General features: G+C 43.9%; 8 protein-coding genes and 4 tRNA genes. 2 read left to right on the forward strand and 10 right to left on the reverse strand.

The genetic code is table 11. The annotated features are described in order from the left end of the window. Nucleotides 1-330: 330 nt before the first annotated feature. The 10 genes from QO189_RS13795 to QO189_RS13840 form a co-directional block, all read right to left on the reverse strand. On the reverse strand, nt 331-648 hold the full coding sequence (locus tag QO189_RS13795; RefSeq protein WP_071002261.1) for a DUF6122 family protein: 318 nt from the start codon (nt 646-648) through the stop codon (nt 331-333). A gap of 211 nt (nt 649-859) precedes the next feature. Beyond that, a tRNA-Thr gene (locus tag QO189_RS13800) sits at nt 860-934 on the reverse strand. Between the two features lie 103 nt (nt 935-1,037). Then, nucleotides 1,038-1,111: transfer RNA gene (locus QO189_RS13805), tRNA-Gly, on the reverse strand. A gap of 84 nt (nt 1,112-1,195) precedes the next feature. Next, a tRNA-Tyr gene (locus QO189_RS13810) sits at nt 1,196-1,279 on the reverse strand. Between the two features lie 67 nt (nt 1,280-1,346). Further along, a tRNA-Thr gene (locus QO189_RS13815) sits at nt 1,347-1,422 on the reverse strand. Between the two features lie 194 nt (nt 1,423-1,616). Further along, nucleotides 1,617-3,113 (reverse strand): anthranilate synthase component I, encoded by a 1,497-nt coding sequence (gene trpE / locus QO189_RS13820; protein WP_371533183.1) that lies wholly within the window; start codon nt 3,111-3,113, stop codon nt 1,617-1,619. 237 nt (nt 3,114-3,350) lie between these two features. Then, nucleotides 3,351-4,535: an FHA domain-containing protein gene (locus QO189_RS13825; protein ID WP_371533184.1), complete on the reverse strand. Its 1,185-nt coding sequence runs from the start codon at nt 4,533-4,535 to the stop codon at nt 3,351-3,353. Nucleotides 4,536-4,651: 116 nt separating this feature from the next. Then, entirely contained in the window at nt 4,652-5,497 is an 846-nt protein-coding gene (locus tag QO189_RS13830; RefSeq protein ID WP_371533185.1) for a DUF3298 domain-containing protein, read from the reverse strand. Nucleotides 5,498-5,723: 226 nt separating this feature from the next. Then, nucleotides 5,724-7,319: a peptide chain release factor 3 gene (locus QO189_RS13835; RefSeq protein WP_371533186.1), complete on the reverse strand. Its 1,596-nt coding sequence runs from the start codon at nt 7,317-7,319 to the stop codon at nt 5,724-5,726. A 182-nt stretch (nt 7,320-7,501) separates the two neighbouring features. Next, a complete protein-coding gene (locus QO189_RS13840; RefSeq protein ID WP_371533187.1) occupies nt 7,502-8,404 on the reverse strand; it encodes a hypothetical protein in 903 nt (300 codons plus the stop codon). 254 nt (nt 8,405-8,658) lie between these two features. Here QO189_RS13840 and QO189_RS13845 point away from each other — a divergent pair, with 254 nt between their 5' ends. Both QO189_RS13845 and polA read left to right on the forward strand, forming a co-directional pair. Beyond that, nucleotides 8,659-9,072 (forward strand): Ohr family peroxiredoxin, encoded by a 414-nt coding sequence (locus QO189_RS13845; protein ID WP_371533188.1) that lies wholly within the window; start codon nt 8,659-8,661, stop codon nt 9,070-9,072. A gap of 207 nt (nt 9,073-9,279) precedes the next feature. Then, a complete protein-coding gene (gene polA / locus QO189_RS13850; protein ID WP_371533189.1) occupies nt 9,280-12,258 on the forward strand; it encodes a DNA polymerase I in 2,979 nt (992 codons plus the stop codon). Nucleotides 12,259-12,273 lie beyond the last annotated feature (15 nt).

Consider the following 12,273-nt stretch of genomic DNA (forward strand, 5'->3'; position numbering starts at 1 on the left):
GATTGTACCGACGTTGACGTGTGGCTTGCTACGTTCAAACTTGGCCTTTGCCATGGGTATTTCCTCTTTTTTTTGGTGAATGATCAATAAAAAGCTGTTTAATGGCTCATAATAAAACTAACTCATCATAAACCTAGCTATCAACCGCACGAACCACTGCTTCTTATCAAACAGCACTTCGAACTAATTTTTGTATCCGTTATTATACGCCGACTTATCTTCAATAGTCATATATCTCTTGCTCGAAACCTATTTTTCTATTGTCTAAAGAGGTCTCAAACATGCTACTACTTATAACCGTTTAACGGCTCGATGTGCAACGCTATTATATCAGCTAGACGACATCATCAAACAATCCGTAAAATCCGTTAACATATGAAAAAGCAATCCAATTCCAATGATGTTAAAAGGCTTACGAAAAAAGAGCAAAGCAACATATACCAGCATTGCATAATACGTATGTAGCGGATGGAAATTAATGCTACATCTATTAGCCTGAAAGATCGGGTCTGCTACTAAGTGATCCAAATCAACTAACATAGTCGCGAGCAATATCAGATATGCTTTTTTCCACTCTTTCTTAAAAAATACAACTGCGATAACGAGAGGGAAACCAAAATGCAAAAAGTAATGTATAAACGTTTGCATACTCGTCTACCAGTTTTAATTCTGTGGATATCGAATAATCAAAAGCAATATTTATTAATATGCTGACAGCACTAAAAGGCAACACCTCAGTGTCACCTTTAAATTGTTACCTGTCGTACTAATTTTATATGTTTCAATATTTTATATTTTCGATATCGACGCAAAGCTATATATAAATAGCAAAACAAGCATAGAGGGTTTACATAATAAATGGAGCTCATATCGAGAATTGAACTCGAGACCTCTCCCTTACCAAGGGAGTGCTCTACCGCTGAGCTATATGAGCGTATAGTGTAAACCTTTGAGCTGCACTAAAAAAAATATCACGATACAGCAATAATAACTGATGTCGTGATGAATAATTAATAGGCTTTGCGATGGTGTATATATGGAGCGGGTGGCGGGAATCGAACCCGCGTCATTAGCTTGGAAGGCTAAGGTGTTACCATTATACCACACCCGCATTTACTCTAATCTTAATAACTCTAATTGAGAGTTAGAAACTATATAGAGCATGCTTGGCGCTATAACAAACTTTTAAAAAATATGGTGGTGGGAGAAGGATTCGAACCTTCGAAGCTTTCGCGACAGATTTACAGTCTGTTGGGTTTGACCGCTCCCCAATCCCACCTAAGGGTGCTTTGAACAAAAATGACTTTCATTTAAGACAAATTCATAAAAAGCTACTTTAAAAGAGATGGTGCCGACTGCCGGGATCGAACTGGCGACCTACTGATTACAAGTCAGTTGCTCTACCAACTGAGCTAAGTCGGCTTGTTCTCTCTAAAGTGGTGGCTATTCTATCAAATATTTTGAGATGCGCAAGCCCTTTTTTATCTTTTTTTCAATTATTTTGATAATAATATTTAAGCTACTGATTACGTTGTTATTTTTTTGAGAGGAAAATAACAACGTAATTGCTTTTCTGATCTATTGTGATTATATGCGCTGCATAGCTGGCTATATAACTAGCGAATACGTAACCCATTACAGGCCATTTTTACCGCTTTGACCAATGCCAATGCTTTTTTATTGGTTTCATCCCACTCCACTTCTGGCACAGAATCAGCAACAACACCTGCACCTGCTTGGATATGGATTTCACCGCGGCGCATCACTGCTGTACGAATAGCAATGGCGGTATCCATATTGCCATTCCAACCTAGATAGCCCACTGAACCACCAAATACTGTCCGACGTACTGGCTCTATCTCGTCAATGATTTGCATCGCGCGAATCTTGGGTGCGCCTGATAGTGTACCCGCTGGAAATGTGGCACAAAATACATCTAGCGCGTCTTTATCAGACCTTATCGTACCCTCCACATTGGACGCGATGTGCATCACTTGTGAGTAGCGCTCAATAAACATCTTTTCTGTGACTTTGACACTGCCATATTCACAAACTCGGCCGATATCATTGCGACCCAAATCAATAAGCATTAAGTGCTCGGCAGTCTCTTTTTCATCATTGAGCAGCTCTTGTTCAAGTGCCAGATCCTCCGCTTCGTCTTGACCACGCTTACGCGTCCCTGCCAGTGGACGTACGGTGACTTTGCCATTTTCGATACGGGACAGGATTTCAGGAGAAGCGCCAATGATATCAAAGCGCTTGTGATCATCAAGCGTATAGCCATGCACCAAAAACAGATACGGCGATGGATTTAGATACCGTAGTGCACGATAAACGGCTAGAGAGTCGCCTGTGTAATCCGCCGTCAACCGCTGCGCTGGAACCACCTGCATGACGTCACCTGCTGCGATATAGTCTTTTATTTTCTTAACATCGCTGCAGTACTTTTCAATACCGGTTTGCGAGATAAATTTTGGTGTGGGCATCACTGGCGCGGACAAATTAGACGGTTCTGCCAACTTCTCTTCGATTTTTTCTAACTCACGGATAGCTAAGCTGTAGCCCTCCTCGGTTTGACAGTCAGCATAGACGATGATCGATAAGGTATTTTCTAAATTATCAAAAACAATGACACTCATCGAAAGCATCAGCCACATATCTGGCATCGACATCGGATTGGGTGCGTCAGATAGGCCCACACTAGGCTCAATGATACGTACCATGTCGTAACCAAAGTAACCGACTAGGCCGCCGCTAAAGCTTGGCATGGTGGGCACATCTTCAGCGGTCGGCATCTGATACTGTGCCATCAGCTGACGGATATAATCAAAAGGATTCTCTACTGCTTCTGTATCGATATGATCGTTCCGCTTGGTGGTCATATTGCCATCAGCGTACTGTAAAATAAGATCACTACCCAAACCGATCATCGAGTATCTTGCCCAGCGCTCACCACCTACCACAGACTCAAACAAATATGCAGAGCCGTTTAAATCACGCACTTTGGAAAATACAGACACTGGCGTCTGTGCATCCATCAAACGTTTTTTTACTAAGGGTGCATGACTAAACCCCCGATCTTTAAACGCTTGATATTCTTGGAAAGTCATCATAGTAACGCTCTCTTAGCAGCATAATGGTAAAAAATAAAACAGTGGACTGAACCATAAAATATAGCGCCAACACCGTATTTGAATGTTGGCGCTATAAAAAGCAGTTTGCTTGAATGACGAATCATACGACAGTTAACTTCAGGTCTTGACCTTCATAGAGAAACTGAGGTAACGGACTGCTTACCAAGCAGGATAGCTATGTATAAACGATCGTATTCAAACTATGGATAGATGTAACTACATAACGCCCATGTTAAATAGCCATAATGCCAAGCCAATAATCAAAATGGCAGCAAATACCCATATAAACCAACCACCGCTAGATTTTTTCTCTACTTGTCCTGTATGAGCTGGATTACTGATTTCTTGATCCTTGGCATTATTACCTTCAGTGCCAAGATCATGAGCCTGCCCTAAGTTAGCCGTACCCGAAAATTGCGCGGTCGCTGCTTGCTTGGCTTTTAAAACCTCAGGATCGGCTTCTTCTTGTAATTCAGTCCTTGTCGTTTTGTCGTGCTCTTCACTTACTACTGGTTCTTCACTTACTGTTGGCTGCGATACTGATGGTTCATCATCAGTAGATACTGTTGGGGTCAACGGCTCTGTAGTGGTCACAGCTTCTGATTCCATTGCTGTTGACTCAGTCGCTGCTGATACAGGCGTTTCAGATACAGGCGTTTCAGATACTAGCTCTGACTCTTCTGATGCTGCTTCAATAGATGCAGGCGTAGCACTTTCTGCGGCCGACAAGACATCGTCGATACCTGTCTCTTTGACTACTGGCTCTTGAGACTCTTGAGGCGCTGGTTCAGTTACTTCCGCTCTGTCAACTACAGGCGCACTTGCTGAATCTACTACGGTGCCTGAAGTAGTATCGACAGGTGACGTTTCTGTATCTTCTGCAGCGGGTAAAATCTCTTCAATATTCGTTTGCTTTACGATTGGCTCGCTGACGATATGTTCTTCGATGATATATTCGTCGTGCAAATTCTCAGTGGCTTCTGCTGGGGCAGTCTCATCACTGACATTACTTACTGCAGCTTCTGTTGTGACTGGCTCTAGTGTCTCATCTGCTTTAGCAGCGACAGGCGCTTGTACCTGAAAGCTAAAACTTGCAAACCCAAGCGTATCCTCAGCTTGTAGAAGGCTTGATTCGTTGCCCGCGATACGTTGATCGTTGATAAAGGTACCGTTAGAAGAGTCCAAGTCTTTTACGTATAACTGACCATCAAGTATGCTTAGAATGGCATGATTGCGAGATACTTGCTTACTGCCTAGTACCACATCATTATCACTGCCACGACCAATAGACAAGCTGTCATTGACTGTCAGCGTCAGATCACCCAGCGCTTCTGTTAACGCATTTAGTTGCCAAGTATCCATCTCTGCTGTCGTGCTTACGCTATCTGTATTGTTCGTCATGCTATCACTCCTTATTTTTTCTATTAATTTTCAAACGATTTTAAGCAAATTACTGTCAATTTTTATTCACTGACCACTCTATGATAGAGAGCATAATCAGTGGTCATGTGCTTGGTCTATTTTGGTATAAAGTGAGGCTTGATAACTTTATCAAGCTGACTATACGGAATGCTCAATACAGGCATACCGTAGGCATATGGACCGATAGAATAGTGCTGATAACGAATGTTGATCCCTGTCTCTGTCAAGGTCACATTGTCGCTCAGCATAAACGGCCAGCTTTTCTCATAGCTACTGACATCATCAGCGACCGTTTTAACCCATGTTTTATACGCCTCATGCGCGAGTGTTTCAAAACGAGGCTTTTTGCCTTTGATCAGCATGTCATCAAGAGTGACTTGTTTTTTGGTAGTCAGATCAAACGTCAGATACTCGCTATAAGGCATGCCGTGTGCACCACCGGTAAAGACGTAGGAGTTGATTTCAAACAGCTCAAAGTTATTAACGTGACCCAAGTAATCAGGCGTCACCATCAAACTATAAGCCCACGAAACCTCTTCAGGCATATCTTGAAACTGCGATGTCGCAAAGTCATTAATCGCAGCAGTTACGTCTTCCTGACTGCTTTTCGTCTTAATAGGTGCAGACTCAGTTGGCTTGCTATTCACCACCAAATTATCGATACGTGCATTGACTGCCTTATCTATCCAGCCATGATTAGTCTTAAGATATTTGATCTCAATTTCTGGGCAATTATCGCGCTCAGTGCACATCTTTTGAATTTTTTCTGGTAGCTGATAATCAAGATATTCTGTTGAGCTGATCAGGCTACCTGCATTTGCAGACAGACTAGCGGCACCCATCAGTAAACCGCTTGCTAAGAGACCAATTCGCCGTATACGCCCTACTCTGCCTGAAGAAATATGCGTCAGTGTGAACCTATTAAGATGAGATTGAATCATAGCTTTCATACATCCCTTTTTATAAATATAAAGTGTTGCATAACATTCTACCGTAACAATGACGCTGTATTGTAGGAACACTGTTTGTGTTTTTGAAGTGTTGCTAATCACTCAAAACCTCTCTTGACTCATTTGCCGCATAAATAACGGACAATAAAAAAGACACGGCTAGCGTGTCTTAATCAATGAACAATACAGTGATACGGCTGATTTGATAACAGTCGTTTTAATGCTCACGCGTGCTGCTAAAGGTGATTTCTGGATAACGATCTTGCATCAGCTGTAGATTAACCCGTGATGGCGCAAGGTAAGTCAGATAACCGCCGCCATCTAATGATAATTGGTCATGGGCTTTTTTCTTAAACTTCGCGAGTGCCACTTCATCATCACAGTGGATCCAGCGCACGGTGGCGATAGACACTGGCTCAAAGGTACACTGTACTTTGTACTCTTCTTTGAGGCGATGCGCGACCACTTCAAACTGGAGCACACCGACCGCACCCAAGATCAAGTCGTTATTAATCTGCGGCATAAACACCTGCGTGGCACCCTCTTCACTGAGCTGCTGTAGGCCTTTTTGCAATGCTTTTGATTTAAGCGGATCTTTTAGTACCACGCGGCGGAACAATTCTGGGGCAAAATGAGGAATACCGGTAAAGCTCAATTCCTCGCCTTCGGTGAAGCTATCACCGATAGAGATGGTGCCGTGGTTGTGCAAACCAATAATATCACCCGGATAGGCTTCCTCAAGCGCTTCACGGTCGCCTGCCAAAAAGGTCAAGGCATCAGCAATACGCACGTCTTTACCCAAACGCACGTGCTTCATTTTCATGCCTTTTTCGTACTTGCCAGAGCACACGCGCAAGAACGCAATACGGTCACGGTGGCGCGGATCCATATTTGCCTGAATCTTAAAGACAAAACCTGTGAAATCAGTCTCGGTTGCTGATACTTTACGCTCAGTCGTTGGATGCGCTTTTGGTGGCGGCGCGTATTTGACTAAGGTATCAAGTACCATGTTGACACCGAAGTTGCCAAGCGCTGTACCGAACAATACTGGCGTCATCTCGCCCGCTAAAAACGCGTCAACGCTGAACTCTTCTAGCGCCATCTGTACCAGCTCAAGTGACTCTTCAAAAGCATCAAACATCAACTGCCCGAGACGCTCACGAATATCAGGATAGTCATAGCCTTCGCGGGTCTCAGAGACGGTCATCTTACCGCCGTTGCCTTTCTCATATAAGTAGGTTTTGTTTTCTGCAAGGTGATACACCCCAACAAAATCCTGCCCCATACCAATCGGCCATGTGACTGGCACGCATTTAATCTTTAGTACCGCTTCGATTTCACTAAGCAGCTCAAGCGGCTCACGAATCTGGCGATCGAGCTTGTTAACGAACGAAATGATTGGCGTATCGCGCATGCGACAAACTTCCATCAGCTTGATGGTTCGTTCTTCGACACCTTTTGCGCCATCGACCATCATCAATGCGCTATCTACTGCGGTCAAGGTACGATAAGTATCTTCACTAAAGTCGGCGTGACCTGGGGTGTCTAATAGGTTGACCATGTGGTCTTTGTACGGGAACTGCATGACAGACGTGGTGATTGAGATACCACGCTCTTGCTCCATACTCATCCAGTCCGAAGTGGCATGACGATCGGTCTTACGGCCTTTGACTTCGCCCACCACCTGAATCGCTTGTCCCCATAACAGCAGCTTTTCGGTCATGGTGGTTTTACCGGCATCGGGATGCGAGATAATGGCAAAGGTGCGGCGCTTGGCCACTTCTTTGGTTAATTTTTTTGGATCTACGCTCATAATTTTCAGCTTCAACAGTTGTGTCATTTAGAAGTTAATCTAAATAAATAAAATCAATAATGAGCGTATTGTAGCCGATTTAGCGTTAGGGTGCAGAGTTAGCGTATAAAAAAACACGCTCTATCAGTCAGACAAAGCGTGTTAACAAAATTTTTAACCGTCAGCGTAGGGCTTGCTTGATTTTAATAGTAGCGCTTGATTTGCTCAGCTAAGAAGTCTCCTGCGACCTCATTAACAAGCGTACAATCTACCACGCCAAAGCGGCTATCTATATTCGGATCGGTGCTACCTTTGGCAACATAATTTGCCTCATAGATATCCTTCCCATATTCAACGCCACTATATTCATAGGCAGGTTGATTTTTATATTCAAAGAACATCACTTGCGCCGCTTTTTGCTTATTTGCTATACCAACACCAAATTGAGAAGTTCTATGATCTCTGTCATCACTAAAGCGTTGTTTGGCAGCTTCGATCCATTTTTCCAATGACGAATAGCCTGTCTTATTTTTGTCGTTGAAAGCCAAGAATGAGCGCTCGCTTGTCACGACTGGAATGTAACAAACGGAGCCTTCAGGGAAAGCAACATTGGATGGAATGTTGGAGTAGTTGCTCAAATCAGTAAGAATACCACGGCGGTCTTCGATATTCGTGCCCGCGCTATAGCTGCGGGTCGTTAGACCTGATAAGTTGAGTGTTTGATAAGTGGTTTCGTAGCCTAGTTTGTTATTACTGTTTTTTTCATAAATAGGACGTTTGACCGTGCGCCCATTGACCTCGATGTCTTTGTTTTCGAGTCGACCTTCAAAATTATCTGCCAGTATGGTTCTGTCCAAATCATTTAGACTCTGATTGCTATAACTGTTAATGAGATTGGTAGTTTTGATGTTGCGTGAGCCTGTGCGATAAGTCTCATCGATGCGCGCAATGGCGGTATCGTTGGCCTTACTATCGTAACTATTAGCAAAGCTCGTCAGCGTAATATTGTCGCTATCAGAACCATAACTGCCGTCATCTACTTCGCAGCCTATCAAAGCAAGCATTGACCAGAAGAAAACACCAGATATCGCAACCACTCTATTCATCGAACAATGTCCTTATGATTTAGATTTTTTATCACCCAATTTGATGATATTAGTACGACCAACCACATGGCTTTGGTCATTTTGTTTATTAGCACCAGCAGGTATTGCTACTATAGAGAGCTCCGAAAGTCATATTTACAAAGTTGTCGTAAATATTTACTACTGACTCACTGAGCTGTTTTAATGATTTGTTATCCTAAGTTGGATATTTGGCTTTACCACGAAAATCTAAAAACCAAAACAAAGGATGTGTTATGAAAACTTTATATTCTACTAAATCTACTGTTACTGGTGGTCGTATGGGTACGGCAACCTTGAGCGATAGCGACCTTGAGATCAACATGGCACCACCAGGCGGCAATCAAAAAGGCAATAACCCTGAGCAATTGCTAGCTATGGGATATGGTGCTTGCTTTGATAGCGCGCTTGGCGTAGTCAAAAAGATGGAAGACGCACGCTTTGGCTCAACCACTGAAACGTCTGTCGATCTATTGCAAGGCGACAACCACGAGTACAAACTCTCAGTAAAAATCCATGTAATCGCCGACAAAACTGATCTGTCAGCTGATGAGATCCAAAAACTGGTTGAAAAAGCGCATGAAGTATGCCCATATTCTAAAGCCACACGCGGCAACATCGATGTTGAAGTCTCTTCAGAAGTAAAATAACGCATTATGAGACTCATTATCAATGATTAATTAAGAATATATTAATTATAGAAGAACTCAGCTAGTCTGGGTTCTTTTTTTGTTTGAAATTTTGGTGAAAAAATAAAACCGCTAGAACATCTCGTAACGGTTAAGCAGTTCGGCACGCACTGTTTTTATCGTTATAATAAGGGCATATTTTTATCTAATAGCTGATAAGTGACCTTTATGACTGATAATATAGCTGACAATACCGCCGATAACGACCACAACTCCCATCAAGCACTCGATCCTAAAACCTTACCGAATTTTGACGACATGCCTAACGTCGCGCTAATGGATACCAGTCACGTAGACAAAGATCAGCCGCCTTTTATTTTGGTTGACGGCTCGTATTATCTGTTTCGCACCTATCATGCTCTCCCAAAAACCATGCAAAACTCGCAGGGCCTGATTACCAATGCGATTCGCGGTACCTTGAATGCGCTGCTAAAACTGATGCGTCGTTATCACCCTACTCATATGGCCGTCTGCTTCGATACAAAGTCACCGACTTTTCGCCATCATATGTCATCTGACTATAAGGCAGCTCGTCCGCCTATTGATGTAGAGTTGGTAGAGCAAATTCCTTATATTCATCGCTTGGTTAGCGCCTTAGGTATTCCGCTATTACGTATTGAGGGTGCAGAGGCCGATGATATCATCGGTACACTTGCCCATCGTGCCGTCGAGCAAGGTCATCATGTCGTCATCTCAACCGGCGATAAAGACATGATGCAGCTGGTTAATGATTGCGTCATCTTAGAAGACAGCTTTACTGGTAAAGTCACGGATACACCAGCGGTGATTGATAAGTTCGGCATTAACCCAAACCAAATGATCGATTTCTTGACGCTCATGGGCGATGCCTCTGACGGTATCAAAGGCGTGCCTGGTATCGGTAAAAAGACCGCCAAAGACTTGCTGGTTGAATATGGCGACATCGACAACATGCTCAAACATATTGGCTTTATCAAAGGTCGCGGGGCAAAAGGTCTGATCGAGCATGCCGATGATATTCCTTTTAATAGAAAGCTCGCTACCATCGTCACCAATCTCGAAATCGGCCAAGACTGGAACGACTTAAAAATCAATACGGATCCTTGTGCGCATATAGATGAGCTGCGCGAACTATATAACGAGCTTGAGTTTAGAAATGAGCTGGCATCACTAGATCACCCAAATCATCCCGCTAATGGCTCACAAAGTGTCGCTGATAGCCAAGCAAACGCGGAGTCACAAGCGCAAGTTGCCAAATCGCTGCAATCGACCAATATTGATAATATGACGGGCAGTAACCATGAAGATAAAGCGTGGCATACTGTGCTCGACGAGCCAGCATTTAATAGTCTGATTGAAGCTTTAGAGGCAGCGCCGCACTTCGTCATTGATACCGAAACCACCAGTGTTCATTGGCGCGAGGCGCAAATCGTCGGGCTGTCTTTTGCGGTGCAAGCGCATGAAGCCTATTATATTCCGCTCACTCACAGCTTAGAAGGCGATGAGCTAACAGCAAAACAACTTGACCGCGATAAGGTATTGGCGCGCTTAAAGCCTGTGTTAGAGAATCCAAACATCGGTAAAATCGGACAGCACCTAAAGTATGACGCGCATATCCTTGCGCACTATGATATTGACTTAGTCGGTGCGATACACGAGCAACCGAACAACTGGGCGATGGATACCATGCTTGCCAGCTACGTCATCAATGCAGCAGCAACTCGTCACGGTATGGATGATTTGGCACGCCATTATCTGCAAACGCAGACCATTAGTTTTGAGGAGGTCGCGGGTAAAGGCGCGAAACAAGTTACCTTTGACCAAGTAGCCATCGATATTGCTAGCGATTACGCGTGTGAAGATGCTGATATTACTTATCAGTTATTTGACGTATTCAGCGTTGAGCTGGCAAATGATGCTAATAATGCCAAATTACTACACGAGCTAGAGATTCCAACGGCAGAGATACTTTGTCAAATGGAAGCAAACGGTATTCTCATCAAACGCTCGTTTTTGAACGAGCTATCAAAACGCTTTGATGAAGAAATCATCGCGCTAGAAAAACGCGCTTATGAAGTGGCAGGTGAAGAGTTTAACTTAGGCTCACCAAAGCAGCTTGGTGAGATGCTGTTTGACAAGCTCGGCGTTGCTGGCGGTAAAAAAACCAAGTCTGGTCAATACTCGACTGGTGAGGCGGTACTATCAAAAATTGATCACCCATTAGTCGATATCACCTTGGAGTATCGCGGTTTATCTAAGCTCAAAAGCACCTATACCGACGCCTTAGATAATGTCGCAGATAGTGAGACGGATCGCGTGCATACCAGCTATCATCAAGCACTAACCAGCACTGGTCGCCTATCATCAACAGATCCTAACTTACAAAACATTCCGATTCGTACGGCGACTGGTCGCCTGATTCGCCAAGCCTTTATTGCACCAGAAGGTCGCGTGATCTTAGCTGCGGATTATTCACAAATTGAACTGCGTTTGATGGCACATTTCTCAGGCGATAAGCACTTGACGCATGCCTTTAACGAAGGGTTAGATATTCACGCTGCGACTGCCGCTGAAGTGCTTGGCAAGGATGTTGCGGACGTTACCTCAACTGAACGTCGTAATGCCAAAGCGATTAACTTTGGTCTGCTATATGGTATGAGTGCCTTTGGACTTGCCAAGCAGCTACAAATGAGCCGCGGTGAAGCGCAAGACTATATCGATATGTACTTTGAGCGCTATCCGGGTGTCAAAAACTATATGATCAACACGCGTGCTAGCGCGTACGAGCAAGGCTATGTGGAGACGATATTAGGCCGTAAACTCTACACGCCTGATATCAATCATAGCAATCGTATGGTCAAGCAAGGTGCTGAGCGTGCCGCAATCAACGCGCCACTACAAGGCTCTGCTGCTGACTTGATTAAGCTTGCCATGATTGCTGTTGATAAGGTATTGCCAAAAGATCAAGCCAAAATGCTGCTGCAAGTCCATGATGAACTGGTATTTGAAGTGGATGCCGATAAGGTAGACGCGGTTAGCCAACTGATTACCGATGCCATGCAAGATGTCTTGATGGCTACGGCCATAGATAAAGGCTGGCATGTCGACTTTGCTGTACCGTTACTAGTTGAGACTGATAACGGTCAAAACTGGGATGAGGCGCACTAACCGTTGATTTAATTT

The sequence above is a fragment of the Psychrobacter sp. Arc29 genome, from assembly GCF_041431175.1.
Taxonomy (GTDB): domain Bacteria; phylum Pseudomonadota; class Gammaproteobacteria; order Pseudomonadales; family Moraxellaceae; genus Psychrobacter.